Origin of the sequence: Sphingomonas sp. (genome assembly GCF_026460985.1) — a bacterium.
Classification (GTDB): Bacteria; Pseudomonadota; Alphaproteobacteria; order Sphingomonadales; family Sphingomonadaceae; genus Sphingomonas.
The window spans coordinates 42,205-63,364 of the sequence record NZ_JAPKNM010000025.1 but is presented as its reverse complement, the minus strand read 5'-3'; the positions used below and the strand labels follow the sequence as shown (position 1 = coordinate 63,364).

The 21,160-nt window shown below is 67.0% G+C and carries 15 protein-coding genes and 1 tRNA gene; 8 read left to right on the top strand and 8 right to left on the bottom strand.

Going from position 1 to position 21,160, the window contains the following annotated elements; translation table 11 throughout:
- Nucleotides 1-17: 17 nt before the first annotated feature.
- The 4 genes from MT490_RS05135 to MT490_RS05120 all read right to left on the bottom strand — a co-directional run bounded on the left by MT490_RS05135 (nucleotide 18) and on the right by MT490_RS05120 (nucleotide 7,733).
- Entirely contained in the window at nucleotides 18-539 is a 522-nt protein-coding gene (locus MT490_RS05135) for a DUF2271 domain-containing protein (protein WP_297384854.1), read from the bottom strand.
- A 16-nt stretch (nucleotides 540-555) separates the two neighbouring features.
- Nucleotides 556-1,200 carry a PepSY-associated TM helix domain-containing protein gene (locus MT490_RS05130; protein WP_297384852.1) on the bottom strand — a complete coding sequence of 215 codons (645 nt, stop codon included), beginning with the start codon at nucleotides 1,198-1,200 and terminating at the stop codon, nucleotides 556-558.
- 587 nt (nucleotides 1,201-1,787) lie between these two features.
- On the bottom strand, nucleotides 1,788-6,401 hold the full coding sequence (locus MT490_RS05125) for an NAD-glutamate dehydrogenase domain-containing protein (RefSeq protein ID WP_297384850.1): 4,614 nt from the start codon (nucleotides 6,399-6,401) through the stop codon (nucleotides 1,788-1,790).
- Between the two features lie 84 nt (nucleotides 6,402-6,485).
- Nucleotides 6,486-7,733 (bottom strand): hypothetical protein, encoded by a 1,248-nt coding sequence (locus tag MT490_RS05120; RefSeq protein WP_297384892.1) that lies wholly within the window; start codon nucleotides 7,731-7,733, stop codon nucleotides 6,486-6,488.
- A 208-nt stretch (nucleotides 7,734-7,941) separates the two neighbouring features.
- On the opposite strand from MT490_RS05120, the gene MT490_RS05115 reads away from it, so the two are divergent.
- Nucleotides 7,942-8,017, top strand: a tRNA-Thr gene (locus MT490_RS05115).
- 4 nt (nucleotides 8,018-8,021) lie between these two features.
- Here MT490_RS05115 and MT490_RS05110 read toward each other — a convergent pair.
- Nucleotides 8,022-8,294, bottom strand: a complete 273-nt coding sequence (locus MT490_RS05110) for a hypothetical protein (RefSeq protein WP_297384849.1) — start codon at nucleotides 8,292-8,294, stop codon at nucleotides 8,022-8,024.
- 109 nt (nucleotides 8,295-8,403) lie between these two features.
- Between MT490_RS05110 and MT490_RS05105 the strand changes: the two genes are divergently transcribed.
- The 7 genes from MT490_RS05105 (at nucleotide 8,404) to MT490_RS05075 (ending at nucleotide 14,623) form a co-directional block, all read left to right on the top strand.
- Nucleotides 8,404-9,246, top strand: coding sequence for a hypothetical protein (locus MT490_RS05105; RefSeq protein ID WP_297384848.1), 843 nt, complete (start codon nucleotides 8,404-8,406; stop codon nucleotides 9,244-9,246).
- Between the two features lie 184 nt (nucleotides 9,247-9,430).
- On the top strand, nucleotides 9,431-9,754 hold the full coding sequence (locus MT490_RS05100; RefSeq protein ID WP_297384847.1) for a metalloregulator ArsR/SmtB family transcription factor: 324 nt from the start codon (nucleotides 9,431-9,433) through the stop codon (nucleotides 9,752-9,754).
- The gene (locus MT490_RS05095; protein WP_297384844.1) at nucleotides 9,751-10,182 is read left to right on the top strand and encodes an SRPBCC domain-containing protein; all 432 of its coding nucleotides are present in this window, start codon (nucleotides 9,751-9,753) and stop codon (nucleotides 10,180-10,182) included. The genes MT490_RS05100 and MT490_RS05095 overlap by 4 nt, the downstream gene beginning before the upstream one ends.
- A 33-nt stretch (nucleotides 10,183-10,215) precedes the next feature.
- Nucleotides 10,216-10,437, top strand: a complete 222-nt coding sequence (locus MT490_RS05090) for a hypothetical protein (protein ID WP_297384843.1) — start codon at nucleotides 10,216-10,218, stop codon at nucleotides 10,435-10,437.
- A gap of 4 nt (nucleotides 10,438-10,441) precedes the next feature.
- Nucleotides 10,442-10,873: a DUF1801 domain-containing protein gene (locus tag MT490_RS05085; RefSeq protein ID WP_297384841.1), complete on the top strand. Its 432-nt coding sequence runs from the start codon at nucleotides 10,442-10,444 to the stop codon at nucleotides 10,871-10,873.
- A 31-nt stretch (nucleotides 10,874-10,904) separates the two neighbouring features.
- Nucleotides 10,905-11,303 (top strand): DUF1801 domain-containing protein, encoded by a 399-nt coding sequence (locus MT490_RS05080; protein ID WP_297384839.1) that lies wholly within the window; start codon nucleotides 10,905-10,907, stop codon nucleotides 11,301-11,303.
- 446 nt (nucleotides 11,304-11,749) lie between these two features.
- Entirely contained in the window at nucleotides 11,750-14,623 is a 2,874-nt protein-coding gene (locus MT490_RS05075) for a TonB-dependent receptor (protein WP_297384837.1), read from the top strand.
- A gap of 73 nt (nucleotides 14,624-14,696) precedes the next feature.
- Here MT490_RS05075 and MT490_RS05070 read toward each other — a convergent pair whose 3' ends face one another.
- The 3 genes from MT490_RS05070 to MT490_RS05060 all read right to left on the bottom strand — a co-directional run bounded on the left by MT490_RS05070 (nucleotide 14,697) and on the right by MT490_RS05060 (nucleotide 21,136).
- Nucleotides 14,697-17,618 (bottom strand): TonB-dependent receptor, encoded by a 2,922-nt coding sequence (locus MT490_RS05070; protein ID WP_297384835.1) that lies wholly within the window; start codon nucleotides 17,616-17,618, stop codon nucleotides 14,697-14,699.
- Between the two features lie 378 nt (nucleotides 17,619-17,996).
- Nucleotides 17,997-19,403, bottom strand: coding sequence for a glycosyl hydrolase family 28 protein (locus tag MT490_RS05065; protein WP_297384833.1), 1,407 nt, complete (start codon nucleotides 19,401-19,403; stop codon nucleotides 17,997-17,999).
- Nucleotides 19,400-21,136, bottom strand: a complete 1,737-nt coding sequence (locus MT490_RS05060) for a glycoside hydrolase 43 family protein (protein ID WP_297384832.1) — start codon at nucleotides 21,134-21,136, stop codon at nucleotides 19,400-19,402. Before MT490_RS05060 ends, MT490_RS05065 begins: the two co-directional genes overlap by 4 nt.
- Nucleotides 21,137-21,160 lie beyond the last annotated feature (24 nt).

Here is a 21,160-nt window from a genome sequence, read left to right as displayed (position 1 = left end):
CATCTTCCCCCTTATGATCAGCGGCGAACGGTGAGGCCGACGGCGCCGAGCTCGCTCGCGCCCTGGGCGGTGGCGGTGCCGCCGGCGGGAACGCTGAACGGCAGGCGGAGCAGCTCGCGGCCGCCGACCTCGCGCGCGGCCTCGACGACGAGCGTGTAGTTGCCCCCGGTGAGCGCGGGCATCGGGCCGCGGCCGGCGGTGAAGCTCAGCTTGTGCGTACCCGGCGCGCGCGTCGCCCCGGTCACCCCGTCGGCAGGGAAGGACATGGACCGGCCCGAGGCGCGCCACCATTGGCGCACGTCGCGCAGCCACTTGGTGCCCTCATTGGCCTTCAAGTCGAAATCGTACCAGACCGCGAGCGTCCGCGGCGCGGCGCCCTCCTTCTCGAGCCACACCGCGACATAGGGCCGGTGATATTCGGCGACGCTGAGCTTGGGGATGGTGATCGTCAGGTCGAGCGTCTGTGCCGCGGCCGGGCCGGCGACGAGCGCGCTCGCCCCCATGGCGGTGACGGTGAGACCGGTCAGGCGGATCTGCATGGCTGGCGAAACCCCTTTAGTGGATGAAGAAGATGGCGATCGCGGCGGGGACGATCAGCCCCAACGCGACGAGCGGCCAGGTGCTCCGGCGATGCCGCGCGTGCATCTGCAGCAGCACCAGCCCGGTCAGCGAGAAGACCACGCAGGCGAGCACGAAGATGTCGATGAACCACTTCCACACCGCGCCGGCGTTGCGGCCCTTGTGGAGGTCGTTGAGATAGGCGATCCAGCCGCGCGAGCTGACTTCGCTGGTCACTTCGCCGGTCTCGCGATCGATCGAGATCCAGCCGTCGCCGCCGGGGCGCGGCTGCGCGAGATAGACCGTGTCGATCGTCCATTCGGCGTCGCCCGCGGTAGGCATCGCCAATTTCTCGCCGACGAACCTGGCGACCTCGGCGGGCAACGGCTTCTTGCTGTCGGGCGCGTCGTCGGGCTTCACCTGCGCGAGCAAGGCCGGCGGCAGCTGCGCGGCGCGCTCGACCGATTTGGGCGAGGCCTCGATATCGGCCGCGTGATTGAGCGTGAAGCCGGTGATCGCGAACAGCATCAGCCCGATCAGGCTCACCGCCGAGCTCATCCAATGCCACATGTGCAGCTGCTTCAGCCAGAAGCTCTTCCGGCTGCGCTTCGCTTTGGCCGGCGCTGCAGTTGTACCGTGCATGGACTGGGACGAACTCGATTCCTTGGGATAGCCGCCGATAACGCGAACGATTCGCAATTGCAATGTGAGGAGTGGTGGATTTTGGGTTCGAGGGGCGGGCCAAACTAATCCTCCCCGGGACGGGGAGGATTTAAGTGTTCGCCAGTGCAGCAAAGTCGCGCCGCGGTGCAGCGACGAATGTTTCTTGCCGAGTTCCACAAACCCACGCAGTCTCGCGGCAGATAAGCGAGGGGATGGATCGATGTCGGCACTCTATATCGGCTTGGCCGCGATTTGCGGGCTGAGCGTTTCGGCCTGCCTGGGCGCGATGTACCTGATCGTGCGGACGGCGCCCAAGCAACGCGCCGACGTGGAAGCCTGAGACACACGCCGGCCGGCCCGAAGCCGGCCGGTCATTCCCCTAGGTCAAATCGACATTCAAATCCTCCCCCGCCAGGGGGAGGTGGCGCCGAAGGCGTCGGAGGGGGAGGTAAGCAATGCCCTCTCTAATGGAGCGCCGTGCTTCCGCCCCCTCCGTCACGCTGCGCGTGCCACCTCCCCCTGGCGGGGGAGGATAGGAAGGCCTTCAACCTGAGTGCCGATGCGCCCTAGCGGCCCAGCAGCACGCGCGCCTGGCCGGCGATCTGCGCGAGCATCGCGGCATTGGGCACCGCCGCCTGGCGCGCGCGGCGCACGAGATTGGCGAACTGATCGACCCGCGCCCGATTGGCATCGAGCCACGCCTCGACCGCGGCCTGCGGATCGCCCTCGGCACGGCCGAGGAACTCCAGCCGCAGCTGCTGGAAATCGCGCGCGAGGCCCGCGATGAGCAGCCGCTCCCAGGGATCGCCGGTGGTGATCCGCGCCGCGGTCGACTGCGCCCAGTCCAGCCCCAGCGCCTGCCCCAGATGCGTGAAGGCGCGCGTGAGCACAGTCTCGTCGATCCCCTTGCGCACGCCGAGCTCGGCGAGCCCGACCGCGCCGTCCATCTCGAACAGCCGCACGACCTTGGCGACCAGCTCGGGCGGCGCACCCGCCGCTTCGAGCTTGCCCGAGATCCGCCCGCTCTGGCTCTTCACTTCGTCGAGCAACAGCGCCTTGGCCTGCCGGTCGAGCGCGTCGATGCCGGGCTTTAGCCGCGCGATCACCTCGGCCGGGCTCGCGCCGGGGCGGCAGACGCGGAGCAGATCGGCGACCTGGCCGCGCACCGCGACCGCCATCTCGTCGAGCAAGGCAAGGCGCGCGCCCTCGCTGATCGGCGCATTCTCCACCGCCTCCCAGACCGCGGGCAGGCAGAAAAGCCGCTCGGTGACGACGAACATCGCCGCGATGTCGCGCACCGCGGCGCCTTCCTCCTCGGCCAGTTCGAAGGGATGGAGCACCCCGAGCCGGTTGATGATGCGGTTGGCGAGCTTGGTCGCGACGATCTCGTTCCGCAGGCGATGCTCCTCGATCGCCGTGGCGAAGCGCGCCTGCATCGCCTGGGGGAAGGCGGCACGCAGATCGTCCTCGAGCTCGGGATCGGCGCCGAGCCGGCCCTGCTCGATCGCGTCCTGCAATGCGAGCTTGGTCGAGGCGAGCAGCACCGACAGCTCCGGCCGGGTGAGCCCCCTGCCCTCCTGCGCACGGCGCAGCAGGTCCTCATTGGAGGATAGACCCTCGACCGCGCGGTCGAGCCGACCGGCACCTTCGAGGATCTCGATCACCCGGACATAGCTGGGCAGCGACACCGCCCCGTCATTCTCCATGAAGGAGAGCGCGAGCGTCTGGAGGCGATTGTCCTCGAGCACGAGATGCGCGACGTCGTCGGTCATCTCGGCGAGGAGCGCGTTGCGGTCCTCGAAATCGAGCCGGCCCTCGATCACCTCGCGGTTGAGCGCGATCTTGATGTTGACCTCGTTGTCCGAGCAGTCGACGCCCGCCGAATTGTCGATGAAGTCGGTGTTGATCCGCCCGCCATGGCCGGCGAAGGCGATGCGCGCCGCCTGGGTGACGCCGAGATTGGCGCCCTCGCCGATCGCCTTGGCGCGGAGCTGCTCGGCATTGACGCGGAGGCGGTCGTTGGCGGGATCGCCGACCTCGACATGGTTCTCGCTCGCGGCCTTCACATAAGTGCCGATGCCGCCGAACCAGAGCAAGTCGACCGGCGCCTTGAGGATCGCCGAGATGAGGCTGTTGGGATCGATCTCCGCCACGTCGAGGCCGAGCATCTTCTGTATTTCGGGGCTCAGCGGGATCGACTTCTCGGTGCGCGCGAAGACGCCGCCGCCCTTCGAGATCAGGCCCGGATCATAGTCCGCCCAGCTCGACCGCGGCAGCGCGAACATGCGCGCGCGCTCGTCCCAGCTCTTCGCCGGATCGGGATCGGGATCGAGGAAGATGTGGCGATGGTCGAACGCCGCGATCAGCTTGATCGCCTTCGACAGCAGCATGCCGTTGCCGAACACGTCGCCCGACATGTCGCCGCAACCGGCGACGCGCACCGGCTCGGACTGCACGTCGACGCCCATTTCGAGGAAGTGGCGGCGGACCGAAACCCAGGCGCCCTTGGCGGTGATGCCCATCGCCTTGTGGTCGTAGCCGTGCGACCCGCCCGAGGCGAAGGCGTCACCGAGCCAGAAGTTGCGATCGACCGCGATTCGGTTGGCGACGTCGGAGAAGGTCGCGGTGCCCTTGTCGGCGGCGACGACGAAATAGGGATCTTCGCCGTCGAGGATCGCGACACCCTCGGGATGCACCACCGCGCCCGCGACGATGTTGTCGGTGATCGACAGCAGCGAGCGGATGAAGATGCGGTAGCTCTCCGTCCCTTCGGCGAACCAGGCGTCACGGTCCAGCGCGGGCGAAGGCAGCTGCTTGGGGTAGAAGCCGCCCTTGGCGCCGGTCGGCACGATCACCGCGTTCTTGACGCGCTGCGCCTTCATCAGCCCGAGGATCTCGGTGCGGAAATCGTCGCGCCGATCGGACCAGCGCAGCCCGCCGCGCGCGACCGGGCCGGCGCGCAGATGGATGCCTTCGACACGGGGGCTGTACACCCAGATCTCGCGCCAGGGCAGCGGTGCGGGCAGGCCCGGCACCTTGGCCGAATCGAGCTTGAAGGCGAGCGCTTCGGCCGAAGCCGGCGCGAAGGCGTTGGTCCGGAGCGTCGCGAGCACGACGCCGCGCAGCGTGCGCAGGATGCGATCGTCGTCGATCGCCGAGACCTGGTCGAGCCCCGCGTCGATCGCCTTGGTCGCGGCCTTGACGGCTTGCTCGTCCTTGCCGGCGCGCGCGGGATCGTGCGCGGCCTCGAACCGCTCGATCAGCGCGGCGGCGACCGCGGGCGCGCGGCGGAGCGCGTCGACCACGGTGCCCATGCCGTAGTTCATGCCAGTCTGGCGCAGATAGCGGAACCAGGCGCGGAACAGCACGACTGCGCTGGCGCGCATCCCGCCCTCGACGATCAGCCGGTTGAAGATGTCGTTCTCGGCGCGCCCCTCGAGCACCGCGGCGATCGCGTCCTCGACGAGCTTCGGCTCGGCCGCGAGCGCACGCGCGCCGCCGGTCAGCGCGACTTCGAAATCATGGACGAAGATGCCGTTGGCGAGCTGGGTCGGGACTTCCTCGATGACGCGGAAGCCGAAATTCTCGAACACCGGCACCGCGTCGGAGAGCGCCAATGCGCCACCCTGGGCATAGAGCTTGATGCGGTATTCGCCCTTCTTGCCCGGATGCGGCGCGATGCGGACCGAGCGTGCGCCGGGGCCTTCGAGCGCAGCGATGCGCAGAATATCGCGCGCCGCCTCCTCGGGAGTGCTGGTGGCGCGATAGACGGCGGGAAAGGCGTTGGCGAAGCGCAGCGCGAGCCGCGTCGACGGGGCGCCGGTCTGCTCGGCGAGCGCCGCCTCGACCGCGGGCACCCAGCCGCGCAGCATCCGTTCGAGCCGCGTGTCGAGCTCGGCGGCGTCGGGCAGGACGCCGCCCCCGCGCAGGTCGAGCGTGTAGCGCAGCAAGGCGACGATGCCGTCCTCGAGCGCGATCGACCAGTTGATCAGCTTGGCGTGGGAGGCCTCGCTCAGCATCTCGCCGATCGCCTCGCGGCGCCCGGTCGAGACTTCGTCGCGTGGCAGCCAGACAAAGGCGAAGAGATGCCGCCCGAGCAGACTGCGCACGAGCACCAACTTCGAGCGCGGCCGATCGGCGACCGACATTGCGGTGAGCAGGAGATTCTCGAGCGACGGCACGTCGAACGCGGTGGTCAGATCGTGCGGCAGCGCGGTCAGCGCATGCGCCATCGCCTTGCCGGTATGGCCCTTGGGATCGAAGCCGAACTTCTTTTCGAGCCCTCCGAGCCGCGCGCGCAGCACCGGCACTTCCTGCGGATCGGCGAACAAGGCCGCGCTGGTCCACAAACCGGCATGGATCGAGAGGCCGGTGACCTCGGCGCCGGTGAGGATCGGCAGCACGACGATGTCGAGCGGCACGCGGCGGTGCACGGTCGAGATCGAGTTGGACTTGAGCAGCAGCGGCGCCTCGCCGCCTTGCCGGAAATGCTCGACCGCGGCCTCGCGCGAGGCATCGGCGAGGATCGGCGTCTCGAGCGTATAGCGCGCGAGACCGAGCTGGTCCGAGACGCTGCCGTCGGTGCGCCATTTCTCGTGCGCGAGCAGGGTCATCGCGCCGTCGAGGAACCAGCGGAGCAAGGCGGTGCCCTCGGGCAGGGCCAGATTGCCGGCGTCGGTGAACATCGCCGCCTGGAGCGCGCGCCAATCCTCGACCGCGCTGCGCACCTGCTCGAGCGTGCGCTCGATCTCGGCGACGAGGCCGCGGCGCGTGCGCGCGTCGCTGCGCTCCATCTCGATATAGATCATCGATTCGCGCCGCCCGCTCTCGGCGTCGATCGCGACCAATTTGCCCTCGCCGTCGCGCTCGACCGTGACGACCGGGTGGATGATGCGGAAGATCGCGATGTCGTGCGCGGCGATCGCGCTCGCTATCGAATCGACGAGGAAGGGCATGTCGTCGTTGACGACCGCGAGCCGCATGCTGCGACGCTCCTCGTCGAGATAGGTTTCCAGCCGGATCTGCGGCGTGCCCGGCGGACGCACCGCCGCGGCCTCGGCGACGAAGCTTGCCGCTTCGGCGCGCTCGCCCTCCTCGAATCCCTCCAGCTCTCCCGGCAGTGCTCCTTCGAGCAGCCGCGCCTCGAACGCCTGCGTGAGCGACGTCATCATGTTTTTCATGGGCGCCGCTATGCTCCGCCCGGCGCGCGACCTCAAGGCTCGGCGCGGCAGAAAGTAACCACTGCTACCGGTTTCGTGAAAAACTCAGGCGGCGGCCTTGCGGATCGCGCGTTCGGTGAGCGCCGCGTCGTCCGCGAAGCGCGCGACGATGTCGAGCCCCTGGTTGCCCGCGCGGGCGAGCAGCACGACGAACTCGTCCTGCCCGGCGGAAATCGCGACATGGCCGAGCGGCGGACGGCTGCGAAGCTCCTCCGCGGCGCGCGCGAAGACATCGCGCTTCGGCGCGGGGCGGCGATGGTCGCGCTCGGCCTTGACCACGCCCTTGATGCCGCCCTCGGCGACTTCGAGGAACGCGTCGAGCCCGCCCTGGGGCACGTCCTGGCGGCGGGCATGGCTGAGCACCGCGGCGAATTCGGTGAGGCGGGTCTTGTCGTAGTCCACGCCGAAGACGAGCTTGACCGCCGGGGTCATCGGCGCGCGGGCCTGGGCGGTGAGGCCCGAATCGCGGAGCAGGGCCTGATAGTCCTCGGGCGCTTCCTCGGCGGCGCGGGCGAAATCATAGGCGCGGCTGAGCGCGCGGTAGAGCGCCGAGCGGCTGCGCGTGTCGGACGCGCGGGCGGCCGCGGCCGATTCGCGCGCGAGCAGCAACTGGTCGGCGAGGTCGGAGCCGTAGAGCGGCGCGACGGGCTCGACGGGCGAGTCGAAGCCGGCGCTGGGGCCGTCGGCCCACACCGCGGCGGCGACCGGGGCCTGCGGCACCGCGCGACGCGATTCCTCGATCTCGGCGTTGAGCCGTGCCTGGGTCTCGGCGTCGACCAGTTCCTTCCAGTTGATCACGCCGTAGATGAAGTCGATCGTCTCGCCGTCCGACGAGAAGGGCATCAGGATGCCGCGATAGAGCGTGTTGTGCCCGCGCTGGCCGACGAACTCGGCCTCGAAGCCGATCGGCGCGCGATTCGCGATGATCTGGAGATAATGGTCGGTCAGGCGCGAGAGCAAAGAGCGGCTTGGTACCTCGCCCACGGTCTGGATCGACGGCGTGAAGCCGCATTCCTCGCGCAGCATCTCGCCGAGATAGCGAATCGACGGATCGTCGACCCCGCGGGTGAAATCGAGCAGCACGCTGTGCGGGCCGAAATCGGCGATGTTCTCGGGATCCAAGTCCTCGATCGAGGGATAGGCGCGGCCGTGGAGCAGCGAGACCCAATGGTTGTACGCGCGCACGTGCATGCGGCGCTCGTCGGCGCCGATCTCGATCGGGGAATCGGAAACCATCTCGTCGTTCGAGCCTTCGGGGGCCGAGTCGAAGGGCTCATTGACGCCGCGAGCCATGTCCATACGCGTGCTCCATTGCGGGCGAACGGCCCGCTCCTTGAGAGGCCGCTTGTGCACCGGCCGTGGTAAACGACGCGTAAAGCCCGACGGGTAAGTATTGGCGCGGGTGCGGCGGATCGGCGCGGCAAGCAAATCGCAACGCTTGTCAGCTACGAATCATGCTGGTAAGCGCGCGCTCTCTTTCGAGGCCAAGCGCTTCGACCGGGCCGCTTTAGCTCAGCTGGTAGAGCATCGCATTCGTAATGCGGGGGTCACAGGTTCGAGTCCTGTAAGCGGCACCATTTTCTAAAACCCGCAGAAATCTGGGTTTCGGTTGACCTCATAGAGGACAAACTGAGAACCGTCGACGCTCGGAGGCACAATCGTCTCCCGGGCGAAACCGCAATGGATCGCCACAAGGCTCAACTCGCGCTTCCGGCAGGTTTGCCCCCTCGTCGCCTCAAGGTGCGCTTCCACCGCAAACCCGTCGCCGTTGCGGCCGAAATACGCGCAGTACGCTATTGCCCGGATGCCTGTTTCGGGTGCCAGGATGACCGGGTTTGCCAAAGCGGCATCCATTTCCGGGGAACGATATGATCCTTTCGGCAATAGCGGCCCTGACTCTCGTAACCCCGCCTCGGCCACACGTGGCGAGTCTCGCGCCATCGCTTGGTTACAGGGACGGTGTATGTCTCTCCTAGAGCGCTACCGCGATGGCGATTACATCCGTGTCTGGGAGGAACTTCGTGCGCTGGGCGAGAAGGCGCGCGATCCGGACATTATCGAGGACGCAAATGCCGTTGCCGCCGCTACGATGAAGCGTGCCGCCGCGAACTTCGTTCGCATCGAGCGGGAGTTGAGGGCGGGAGGATATCGGTTTGGCTGGAGCATAGAGCCGACCTTGCCGAAGATCTCCCTTCACACCTCCGGCCCGCTCAAGGACCTTCGATTTCGCCTCGACAGTGAGCGGGTAGGAAGCTTGAGTCACATGATCGCGACAATGCTGCGGCAGCATTCGTCGATTGGCCCCGACCTCGAGCGCAGAGGCCCCGCTGATCGCGAGGATCATCAGGTATTTTCCCCGATGAATGACGCTGCGGTCGAACAGCTTGAACGGTTCGAAGCCGAAGCTGGCCCCGTTCCCTTGTCGTTATACCATTTTTGGCGAGAGGTGGGGGGCGTCGATTTCATGGGGCAAGCGGCCAATTGGGACGGCAGTGTCGGCTCGGGAGACCCTGTGGTCCTCAACCCGCCCGACCAGCTGATGGATGCCTATGAGGACGAGGCCGTTGAGGGGCAGCCTTTCAGCTACATCCTTGGACCGGATGCGGACAGCAAAGGCGGCTATAGCGGAAGCGTTGCCGACGTCCTGCTTCCGGATTCACGCGCGGATTTCCAGCTTCCCGGCTATGATTGGTTCGTCGACTATCTTCGCCAGTCGACCCGGCTCGCCGGCTTTCCCGGCTTCGGAATAGCGGACAATCTGCCGCCGGATCTCAAGGCGATAGCTGCTGCCTGGCTTCCGTTCTAGGCCGGCTCCTGTGGACTGGATGATCGTCAGAAACGACATCATCAGCTTCAGCGTCTCCCGGCGGCCCGGCGCCGTGAACTTCCCTTTCCCTTGCTCGATCCGATTGTCGGAATTCCGCTGCGCTTGACGCATTCATAACCCAGCGATTATGGATCAAACCCATAGCCAGTGAGTTATGTGTTCGATGCAGACCGCGCCCGACATGCTTTTCCGGACCCTCGCCGATCCCACGCGGCGGGCGATCTTCGAGCGGCTGTGCCGCGAGGGGGAGCAGACGGTCGCGGCGCTGACCGCGCGGGCCGGGGTGTCGCAGCCGGCGGTGTCGAAGCATCTCGGCGTGCTCAAGGCGGCCGGGCTGGTGCTCGACCGGCCAGAGGGCCGCCAGACCCATTACAGCGCGCAGCTCGGCGCGCTCGCCCCGCTCGTCGACTGGACGAGCCGGATGACCGGCTTCTGGCAGAGCCGGTTCGACGACCTGGAAGACCTGCTGAAAAGGATGGACCAATGACCGCCACCGCGACCGAGACGCGCTCGCTCACCGTCGAGCGCGAGATGCCGCATCCGCCCGAAAAGCTGTGGCGCGCGCTCACCCAGCCGCACCTGATCGAGGAGTGGCTGATGAAGAACGACTTCGCGCCGACGATCGGCCACCGCTTCAATCTGCGCGGCGAATGGGGCGGCGTGCTCGACTGCGAGGTCCTCGAGATCGAGCCGAACGAGACGCTCTCCTACAGCTGGGACTTCGCGCATGACGACCCCGCCTTCGCGCTCAAGAGCGTGGTGACCTTCACGCTCACGCCGACGGCCAGCGGAACGCTGCTGCGCGTCGAGCAGGCCGGCTTCCGGCCCGATCAGAAGCAGGCCTTTGGCGGCGCCAAGCTGGGGTGGCAGCAATTCCTCGGCAAGCTGGAGGAACTGACGGCGCGGCTGGACTGACCAGGCGCAAGGCACCGAACAGAGGAGGCAGCATTGAACATCCGGATCCGCCAATTCCATCGCTGGACGGCCATCGCCTTCACCCTGGGCGTGATCACCTACATGATCGCGATGAGCCAGGGGCAGCCGCCCTATTGGCTCGGGCTCTTCGCATTGCTCCCGCTCATCCTGCTGCTGGTGACCGGGCTCTATCTGTTCGCCCTGCCCTATGTCGTCCGCGGGCGCACCGGGCAGCGCGTCAGCGTGCAGGACTAAGGCCGTGGCGCGCGCAAAATCGGACGCGCTGGCGGCGCCGAAACTGCTCTCGGGCGGCAATCCCCAGATCCCCAAGGGCGAGGGCGACGCACCGGTGCAGGCCTATGTCGCGGCGATGCCGGGCTGGAAGCGCGACGTCGGGCGCCGGCTCGACGCGCTGATCGCGGAGGCGATCCCGGAGGTGCACAAGGCGGTGAAGTGGAACTCGCCCTTCTACGGCGTCCCCGGCGAGGGCTGGTTCCTCAGCTTCCATTGCTTCAACCGCTACGTGAAGGTGACCTTCTTCCAGGGCGCGTCGCTGGACCCCGCCCCGGCCGGCCTCTCGAAATACCCGCAGGTCCGCTATCTCGACATTCACGAGGACGACGCGTTCGACGCGGCGCAGTTCGTCGACTGGGTGAAGCAGGCCAGCAGATTGCCCGGCGAGCGGCTGTGATCCGCGCGCGACCGCTTGGAAAGGAAGCAGGATGACCGACCAGACCCCCTCGCAGCTGATCAACGCGCGGATCGAGGCCCTGAACGACTGGCGCGGCGAGACGCTCGCCCGGATCCGCAAGCTCATCCACGAGGCCGAGCCCGCGGTGATCGAGGAATGGAAGTGGCGCGGGGTCCCGGTATGGTCGCACAGCGGGATCATCACCACCGGCGAGACCTACAAGAACGCCGTGAAGCTGACCTTCGCCAAGGGCGCCTCGCTCCCCGACCCGACGGGGCTCTTCAATTCCAGCCTCGAGGGCAATACGCGCCGCGCGATCGACTTTCACGAAGGCGACGCGATCGATGAGACGGCGCTGAAGGCGCTGATCCGCGAGGCGGCGGCGCTCAACCTGGCGAAACCGCCGGTGCGCGCGCGCAAGAAGGCCTGAGCGCGCAGCCGAACCTGCCAATTCTCATCCTCCCCCGCCAGGGGGGGAGGATGAGAATGCCGCTACGGCTCCGCCCACCATCCGAAACGGAACTCGCCGATACCCGGCCTCGGACTGGCGCAGGCCGGGCGCGCACCGCTTGACAGTCCATATCCAACTGCTGCAACTCTGTTCCATAATATAGGACAGAAGCCCGCCTTCTGATCCTCGCTTCGGACGAAGATCCGACGGACAGGGAGAGTCTCGGGTGCCGGCAGTCGTGACGCGTATGCGTATCCTCCGGGCCACCCCCTCCGCATCTCGATCGCTGCCGCGCATGCCGCGGCTCCGCGCACGGCCGCGCCGTCGCGCCTGACGATTCAGAACCACGCACAGGAGGAGAGAGCATGCAGGGAAATGGGTTGCGGAGCGCGCTGATCGGGGGCTCCTCCTTGCTGGCCGTATTGTTGAGCGCAGGCACGGCGCTGGCGCAGACGGCGCCCGCGGCGGACGACCAGGCCGCTCCTGCCGCGCCCACGCCGCAGGTCGACGAGCAGGACTCTTCCGATGAGATCGTCGTCAAGGGCTTCCGCGCCAGCCTCGGCAGCGCGCTCAACGCCAAGCGGAACGAGGCCTCGGCGATCGACATGATCAAGGCCGAGGACATCGCCGACTTCCCCGACAACAACCTCGCCGAATCGCTGCAGCGCGTGCCGGGCGTGTCGATCAACCGCGTCGGCGGCGAAGGCCGCGCGATCACGGTGCGCGGGCTCTCGGGCAGCTTCACGCGCGTCCGCGTCAACGGCATGGAGGCACAGGCGATCTCGGGCGCCACCACTTCGGACCGCGGCATCAACACCGGGCGCGGCTTCGACTTCAACGTCTTCGCTTCCGAGCTGTTCAACAACCTCGTCGTGCGCAAGACCGCGGACGCCGAGACGATCGAGGGATCGCTGGGCGCCACCGTCGACCTCAACGTCGCGCGCCCCTTCGACTATAAGGACTTCACGCTCGCGATCGGCGCCCAGGCCGGATACAATACGCTCGCCAAGAACGTGGATCCCAAGCTGACCGCCCTGGTCTCGAACACCTGGGACACCGGGATCGGCCGGATCGGCGTGCTCGCCTCGGCCGCCTATAGCCGCCGCGATTATTATGAGGACCAGTTCGGATCGGGCGGCTGGAATCCGGCGACGGTCGACGGCGGCTTCTGCTCGCCGGTCGGCGTGACGCCGGTCTCGCCCGCGCTCAACCCCGCGCAGGGGACCACCGCCACCGATTGCGTCGCCGGCGTGCCCCGCCCCGCCGCGAACGACACCAATTACGGGCTGGTCAACCGCTCGACGGTCTTCCTGCCGCGCCTGCCGCGCTACGGCCGCTTCCACCACGACCAGAAGCGCCTGGGCCTCACCGGATCGGTGCAGTGGGAGCCGGCGCCCGGCATCGAGATCGGCGGCGACGTCCTCTATTCGGATTACAAGGTGTTCCGCGAGGAGAATTGGCTCGAGGGCTTCTCCTTCGCGCGCGCGATCGCCTCGCCCAATTTCGGCAAGCCGCAGACCGCGATCCGCGAGGCGATCCTGCGCGAGGCGGGGGTCAGCCACACCCAGGGCGCCAATTTCGGCCAGACCGTCTACGACATCGATTATGGCGTGTTCGACGGCGTCGACGTGCGATCGGACACGCAATACGACCGGTTCCGCAGCCGCTTCACGCAATATACGCTGCACGGCAATTTCGACGTCACCGACACGCTGCGCATGACCCTGCTCGCCGGCAAGAGCCGGACCGACTTCGACCAGACCGAGCAGACCACCTTCCTGTTCGGCCGCAACAATACGCGCCAGACGATCGACTTCCGCGAGGACCGCAACCAGCCGACGATCGGCTACGGCTTCGACGTCACCGACGTGGCGCAATATACGCTCGCCCCCGGCAGCGCCGAGATCCGCACCGCGCCCTCCTTCGTCGACAACGAGAACCGGATGATCGAGGGCAATTTCGCGTGGAAGGCGGCCGAGGGCTTCACGGTCAAGGGCGGGCTCCATGTCGATCGCTTCGACTTCAGCGTCACGCCCTATCAGCGCGCCAACAACTTCCTCGTGCCCACGCTGACCACCGCGCAGCTCGCCGAGGTGACCAAGTTGGTCGAGGGCTTCGGCGAAGGGATGCGCGAGGGCGTGTTCCCCTCCTCCTGGGTCGCGATCGACTATCCGGCATTCGCCGAGCGCTACGGCCTCGCCGATTACAGCGGCGACTTCGCGCTGATCCAGAATCTGGGCGGAACGCGCAAGGTACGCGAGGACATCGTCTCCGCCTTCGGGCAGGTCGATTTCGACATGCGCGATACGGGCCTGCCGGTCCGCGGCAATGTCGGCATGCGCTATGCGCGGACCAAGCTGCGCTCGACCGGCTATTCGCAGTCGATCCAGCAATTCGTGACCGCCGAGCATCAATATGAGGACTGGCTGCCCTCGGTGAACCTCGTCGCCGACCTGACGCCCAAGCTGCTGATCCGCGGCGCGGTGGCGAAGGTGATCACCCGGCCCGAGCTGGGTTTCCTGAGCCCCGGCGCCAATGTCGTGATCAGCGGGACGCCGAGCATCAACAGCGGCAACCCGACGCTCGAGCCGATCCGCGCGACGACCTATGACGCGGCGATCGAATGGTATTTCGCGCCCAATTCGCTGCTCTCCGCCGCCTATTTCCGCAAGGACATCAAGTCCTACATCCAGAACCAGGCGCTACAGCAGACCTTCGCCCAGACCGGGCTGCCGCTCAGCCTGCTCGCCAATAGCGGGCTCGATCCGAACGTCTCGGTGTTCACGGTCAACCAGGCGCGCAACACGCCCGGCGGGCCGCTGGAAGGGTTCGAGATCAACTACCAGCACGCCTTCACCTTCCTGCCGGGCTTCCTGGGGAATCTCGGCGTGCTGGCGAACTACACCCACGTGAAGTCGACGATCACTTATTATCTCGCGGCGAGCTCGGCCAACACCACCGAGCGCGACCTGCTCGGCCTGTCGCGCGACGCGTTCAACGGCACGCTCTATTACGAGGACAGCAAGCTGAGCGCGCGCATCTCGGGCTCGTATCGCGGGCCGTACATCATCGCGCTGCCCGCCAACAATCCGCTGCAGGACCTCGAGGGCGTCGACAAGTCGCTCATCTTCGACGCATCGGTCTCCTACCAGCTGACCGACAAGATCAAGCTGACCTTCGAGGGGCTCAACCTGTTCGACCGGCGCTATCGCCAGTATATCGACTCCGATCGCGACAGCACCTTCGTCTACAGCCACACCGGCGCTCAATTCTATCTGGGCGCGCAGTTCCGGTTCTGATCGGACATCGGCCTTCATCCAAAAAAAGGGGGCGCTTTCGCGCCCCCCGAGGAGGTTGGGACTAGAAGAGGCGTTACTTGCCGAAGCGGAAGCGCAGCGCGGCGCTGAAGTTGCGGCCGTTGTAGAAATGCTGGCGTTCGATTCCGGTCATCATGCCCGGCTCGCCGACGAAGCGATCGGCCGCAACCTTGGTCAGGTTCTCGGCGTTCAGCGACAGCGTCAGCTCGGGGAGGAGCTTGAAGCTGACCGAAGCGTCGAGCAGGCCGAACGGGCGGATGTAGCGCCCGTCGATCGGGTTGCCGGCGACGTTGAACAGGATCGATTCCGAGCGATAGGTGTAGACCACGCGCGCGGTGAGGAAATCGTCCTCGTAGAAGCCCGAGGCCGTCCAATTGTACTTGGAGGTGAAGGGCTGCGGCGTGTCGGTCAGGATCCCGTTGAGGATCAGCGGGTTCTTGGTGTCGACATAGGTGAACGACCCCGAAACGCCGAAATTGTGCAGGAACTTCGGCATGAAGTCATAGTCCAGGAACGTCTGGCCCGAGATCTCGAAGCCCTTGGCCCAGCCGTTCTGCGCGTTCACCGTCTGGTTGATGTAATATTGCCCGCCGGTGCAGTTGTTGGCGACCGTGCCGGTATAGGCCGGATAGGTCGACACCGTCTCGCACTGCGAGATGCCGCTGAAGAAGCCCTTCACGTTCTTGTAGAACAGGGCGACCGCGGCATAGTTAACCGGCGAGAAATAATGCTCGAGCGAGATGTCGAAATTGTCCGCCTTCTGCGGCCCGAGATCGGGATTGCCCTTGTTGCCGGTGCCCGTGACGGTGTTCACCGAGATCGCGGGGTTGAGCGCGTCGGTGCTGGCGCGGGTGATGCCCTTGCCATAGCCGAGGCGCAGGATCGTGTTCGGCGTGATGCGCCATGACAGGTTCGCGCTCGGCAGCACGTCCCAGCGCGACGTGTCCGTCTCGTTGGGGATGATGACGATGGGCGACGTGGGCGAAGCCTGCGAGTTGACCATGGCGCGCGCGAAGCCTTCCGCGCGGACGGCGCGGACGCCGATATTGCCCTGGATCCGATCGTCGAGGAACGCGAAGTCCGCCGCGCCATAGACCGCATAGGTCCGCTCGCGGATGTAGCGGCGGCTCAGCAGGTTCTCGGCGAGACTGTCCTCGGGAAGGATGCCCGCGTTCGGGAAGCGCGCGCGCACATTGTCGCCGAGCAGCGCATCGGGCGAGAAGACCAGATAGCCGCCGCTATAGCCCATCTCGCCGGCCATGACGTTGTTCGGGGCGGTCTCGAACATGTCCGCATAAGGCAGGACCGCGATCGCGTTCGACTGGTTCGCCGCGAGTCCCGCCCCGTCGGTGGTCAGGCTCCGGCCGAACGAATGATTGTTGTACCGGCTTTCGAGCACCGAATAGCGGGCGCCGACCTTCAGTGCCTTGATGAAGGAGTCGCGCGGCCGGTAGCGCAGGTCGAGCGCGGCCGCCCCGGAATTGTCGTCCCAGGCCTGGTTGTTGCCGTTGGAATAATTGTTGAAGACCCAGTTGGCGGGGCTGGAGAGGTCCGGACCCGAGATGCCGAGCTGCGCGGGCTTGGTGGTGAGGTCGCGCGTGACGTCCCAGGTCAGGCCGGCGCGGCTGGTGAGGGTGACCGAGCGATTGTCGGTCGAGCGGTCGGCCTTGACGTACGAATAGTCGAAATGGACGTCGAACTCGTCGCTCACCTGCCACTTGGCGCCGCCGGCGAGCAGGTAGGAGACGTAGTTGCTCCGCTCGTCGCCGCCGATCGAGGCCGCGGTGGAACCCAGGAAGGTGCCCGAGGCCAGGCGCGTGCCCGACAGCAGCTCGTTGGTGCCGCCGTTGCTGTTCCGGTTGGCGAGCATCTCGTCGATCGTGAACGGAATGGTCGCGGCGTTCTGAACGTAGCGCGAGTTGCTGATGTTCAGGAAGCGGTAGTTCTGGTGATACTGGTAATAGGTGTAGTTGCCGTCGACGTAGAATTCGAGGTTCGGCGTCGGCTTGTACTGGAAGGATCCGGCCAGGCCCTTGCGGGTGCGCAGATAGTCTTCCTGGAAGACGTTGTGCCCCTCGGTCACGGTCGAGACGAGGTTGGCGCGGTCGGCCGCCGCAAGCGTCAGCGGATTGACGTCGGCGAGGTAGGTGACGTCCGACCGGCCGGCATAGGCCGGGTTGAGGTTGAGGCCGGTGCCGACATTGGCGGCATATTCGGGGCTGTTGCCGCGGATCGCGCGGCGGATCGATGTGCCGCCGCCGGCCGGGTTGTTGTCGCCGCGGTTGAAGCTGCGCGAATAGGATCCGACGAGGAGCAGGCCCATCTCGCCGTCGCCGACGTTCCACTTGCTCGAGCCGAGCAGGAACAGTTCGGGCTGCACCTTCTTGCCGAGATCGTTGTAGCGGCCGCCGATCGAGCCCGAGACCACCGTGCCGGTGAAGTCGAGCGGCCGGCGCGTGCGGATGTTGACCAGGCCGCCGATGCCGCCCTCGATATGCTCGGCCGAGGGATTCTTGTAGACGTCGATGCCGGCGACCAGGCCGGGGCTGGCGCCCTCGACGTTGAACTCGCGGCCGCCCGCGGTGATGAAGGCGCGCCCGTCGACCTGCGACGAGGTCTGGCCGGAGAGGCCGCGGATGGTGAGGCCGCTGCCCTGGCCGACCGGCGACGCCGATTCGCCGCCGAAGCGATAGGCCTGGACGCCGGGAACGCGCGAGAGCGTGGCCGCGACATTGTTGTCGGGCAGCTTGCCGATGTCCTCGGCGCTGATCGTGTCCATCACCTCATTGGTGTTCTTCTTGCGCTGCGCGGAGGACTGCAGGCTCTCGCGGATGCCGGTGACGACGATCGCGTCGTTCTCGTCGCCATTGTCCTGCGCCGGCGCCACGTCGGGTGTCTGCGCGCTGTCCTGCGCCCAGGCCGGCAGCGCGGCCGTGGTGCACAAAAGGGCGATCGCCAATTTGGAAACTGTCTTCATGCTCCCCTCCTATCTCCCTGCTCATTGGACCGGTTTCGGGAAGGAGAGTCCGTGCGCCCTGCAAAGACGCTGATCCGCTCCTGTCCGCCTGGCTGGCTTTTGCCGCCGGTCTGTTATCGATAGCAGAAGCTATCTGATACCGATAACAGATGAGGCTTGCAAGAGGCTGCATGCATGACGCCGCGTGGCGGGGGATTTGGGGGGAATCCTGTTCCGGGACAGGGCGTGTGGACGCCGTTGGCGTTCTTCGTCATCCCCGCGAAAGCGGGGACCCATCTCCTGAACGAGCGGCAAAATGCACCGGCCCGCTCGTGGATAATGTCGGAGATGGGTCCCCGCTTTCGCGGGGATGACGGGTTTTGGATATGAGTCGTGCCGTTAGCGAACGACCAGCCCTTCCACGAACGGCCCTACATCAATGTCGGACCGCCCGAGTCGCTTGCCGCCGACCGCGAGATTCTCGATCGTCACCCCGCGCACGATTCGATCCGGCGAATGGCCGGCGATCACCGGGCGATTGATGTCGCCGCCCTTGAAGCGGACGTTGCGCACGCTGATTCGTTCGATCCCGCGGCCGGGGGCGTGGCTGTACTTCGCGTTGAACACCACGCGGAAGTTGAACAGCATGCCCTCCTCGACCGAGTCGATCCGGATGTCCTCGAAGCGGACGTCGCGCACGAGGTTGTTGTCGCCGTCGGTGATCGCCATCACGCCCTGATAGTCGCGATCGTCCTCGTCATGGCCGAGCACGTCGATGTTCTGGAACGCGATATCCTCGAGCACCTCCGCGGCACCCGGCGTGCCGTGCAGGCCGATGTTGATCGGATGGGCGATGTCCGCCCAGAGGATCGAGTTGGTGATCCGGTAGTTGCGCGCATCACCCTTATAGTCCCAGCGGCCGCCATAGATGGCGATCGTATCGTCCGAATTGCGCATGAAGACGCTGTCGACGCGCACGTCGGAGCAGCTCATGAAATCGAGCCCGTCGCTCCAGCTCGAGGCGCTGACCGACTTGAGGTTGCGGATGGCGACGCCCGTCGACTGGCCGCACAGCACCGAATAATGGTTCGGATTGAGGACGATCGGCCCGTCCACCGTGACGTTGCGCGAATTGGCAATGGTGATGCCCTCTTGCGGGCGATCGACGATGCCGTGGCCGAGGATGCGGACATTCTCGGCGTCGCGGACCTCGATATTGCCCTGCACCAGCGCGCCGCCGGCGATCACGACCGTCGTGTTGGAGGGGATCCGGAAGCTCTTCTGCCCTTCGGGAAGCGGATGGACGCCCGGGCCGAAATGGATCACGCCCGGCCCGGGCGGCGGCAGATTGCCCTCGGGCGCGTCGGCGAAGAGGTGCAGATTGTGCAGCCGATCGCCGTCGAACTCGACCGAGATCCGCGCGGGCCTGTCGAGCCGGAAAGTGGCGGTGTTGCCGACCAGCCTGGCGCGCACGCCCGCCGAATCGGGCCGGACCTCGACGCGCCGGACGTCGCCATTGTTCTTCTTGACCGCGACCTCCACCGGGCCGGCCATGTCGAAGGTCACCATCGAAGCGTCCTGCGGCCGATCGAGATCGACCTTGACGTTGTACTCGTAGAGGTCGCGCCATTCGCCGCCGGGCGTGCGGACGCGCACGGTGAAATCGTCGTTGAGATAGGCCCAGAACGCCTTGCCCGCGGGCGGCGCGTGGATGCGCAGCGTCGTGTCGGGCGTTTGCGCCGCGGCCGGAAGCGACAGCAAGGCAAGGCCGCAGGACAGGCCCGCGCAAAGGGAAGCAGTGTTCATCGCGTGATCCTGAACCAGTCGAAATCGGCGAAGCCGACCGAAGTCGCGACGCTGGCGGGGGTGCCGTCCTGCGCCTGGGCGAACAGGCCGATCTGCGCGCCCACCCAGCGCCCGGGCCGGCTCTCGAACGCGGGCCCCAGCGGCACGAAGCGCTCGCCGTCGAGGCTGTAGCTGAAGCGCACTTTGGCGTGCGCCTCGCGCAGCATCGACGGCCAGTAGGGCGTGAAGCTCGGCGGAGGGACCTGGATCGTCACCGGCTCCGCCTCGAGCCGCAGCCACAAGGGCGTGCCGTCCGCCACCACCGGGCCTGCGCTGCGCTGCTCGCCCGCCGCCGGGGCGGTTCCGTCACGCCAGCCCTGGACGAGCCGCGTCTCGCTGCCGCTGCGCTCGACGCCGATCCAGGCATAATGCTGGCCGAGCATCGCCAGCCCCGCCCGCTCGCCCGAGCGGAGCGGCTGGAAGCGGAGCCACGTCGTCGCGGTGAAGGCCGGCGCCGGCAGCTTCTGCGAGAGCAGATTGCCCATCTCGTAGAGATTGGCCGAGCCGCTCACTGACTTGAGGCGCAGCCGGCCGTCGGCCAGCGCCATCCAGTCTTCGGCCGGATTGCTGTTCCATTGCCACGCGAGCGACAGCGGCCCGCCGAATTCGTCGTCCGCCACCGGCGCGCTACGCGACTGCGCGGGCACGGGCTTGCGATATCGGAGCACGGGCTCGCCCCGCCCGTCGCCATCGGGATCGGCGCCGATCACCGGCCATCCCTTGCGCCAGCGCATCGGCTGGAGATGGACGACGCGGCCATAGCTGTCGCGGTCCTGGAAATGCAGGAACCAGTCCTCGCCCGAGGACGTGTCGACCCAGGCGCCCTGATGCGGCCCGTTGATCTCGGTCTTGCCCTGATCGAGGACGTTGCGACCCTCATAGGGCCCCTCGATGCGGCGGCTGCGGAACACGCCCTGCCAGCCGCCCTTCACGCTGCCGCTCGGCGCGAACAGGTAATAATAGCCGTCGCGCTTGTAGAGCTTGGGGCCCTCGGTGGTCTGCCAGGGCCGCGGGCCGAGGCTCGTCGCCACAGGCGGGAGCGCCGCGCCGTCGATGATCGTGCGGGCCTCGCCCACGGTCTTGGTGCCGTCTGCGTTCAGCCGCTTGAGCACGATCAGATTGGACTTGCCGGCGCGGCTGCCGGCAAAGGCGTGCACCAGCCAGCCGGTGCCGTCCGCGTCCCAGAAGGGCGCGGGATCGATCGCGCCCTTGGTCGCGTCGACCAGCTCGGGCGCCGACCAGGGCCCGCGCGGATCCTTGGCGGTCACCACGAAGATGCCGAAATCGGGATCGGGATAATAGATCAGGAAGCGTCCGCCCCGATGGCGGATCGCCGGCGCCCAGACCCCGCCCCCGCGCCGGGGAGTGCGGAAATGCGCCTCAGGCGGAACCGCCGCGAGCGCGTGGCCGATCAGCGTCCAGTTCACCAAGTCGCGCGAGTGCAGGATCGGCAGTGCGGGCGCGTTGGTGAAGGAGGATGCCGTCAGGTAGAAATCACTGCCGACCCGCACCACGTCGGGATCGGAATAATCGCCCGCGAGCACCGGATTGGCATAGGTCCCGTCGCCGCGATCGGCGAACCAGCGCCCGTCGGCCGATTGCGCATGCGCGGGTGCCGCCACCAGCGCGAGCGCCAGCCCGGGCGCCAGCGCACGCCAGATATGGCCTCGACCCTCGAACCGGCGCGTTGCCATGCCTCGCCATCCTCCCCGATTGTG

Coding starts and splice junctions, on each gene's coding strand:
- MT490_RS05135 (WP_297384854.1), bottom strand. CDS start 539: ATGCAGATCCGCCTGACCGGTCTCACCGTCACCGCCATGGGGGCGAGC.
- MT490_RS05130 (WP_297384852.1), bottom strand. CDS start 1,200: ATGCACGGTACAACTGCAGCGCCGGCCAAAGCGAAGCGCAGCCGGAAG.
- MT490_RS05125 (WP_297384850.1), bottom strand. CDS start 6,401: ATGAAAAACATGATGACGTCGCTCACGCAGGCGTTCGAGGCGCGGCTG.
- MT490_RS05120 (WP_297384892.1), bottom strand. CDS start 7,733: ATGGCTCGCGGCGTCAATGAGCCCTTCGACTCGGCCCCCGAAGGCTCG.
- MT490_RS05110 (WP_297384849.1), bottom strand. CDS start 8,294: ATGGATGCCGCTTTGGCAAACCCGGTCATCCTGGCACCCGAAACAGGC.
- MT490_RS05105 (WP_297384848.1), top strand. CDS start 8,404: ATGTCTCTCCTAGAGCGCTACCGCGATGGCGATTACATCCGTGTCTGG.
- MT490_RS05100 (WP_297384847.1), top strand. CDS start 9,431: ATGCAGACCGCGCCCGACATGCTTTTCCGGACCCTCGCCGATCCCACG.
- MT490_RS05095 (WP_297384844.1), top strand. CDS start 9,751: ATGACCGCCACCGCGACCGAGACGCGCTCGCTCACCGTCGAGCGCGAG.
- MT490_RS05080 (WP_297384839.1), top strand. CDS start 10,905: ATGACCGACCAGACCCCCTCGCAGCTGATCAACGCGCGGATCGAGGCC.
- MT490_RS05070 (WP_297384835.1), bottom strand. CDS start 17,618: ATGAAGACAGTTTCCAAATTGGCGATCGCCCTTTTGTGCACCACGGCC.
- MT490_RS05065 (WP_297384833.1), bottom strand. CDS start 19,403: ATGAACACTGCTTCCCTTTGCGCGGGCCTGTCCTGCGGCCTTGCCTTG.
- MT490_RS05060 (WP_297384832.1), bottom strand. CDS start 21,136: ATGGCAACGCGCCGGTTCGAGGGTCGAGGCCATATCTGGCGTGCGCTG.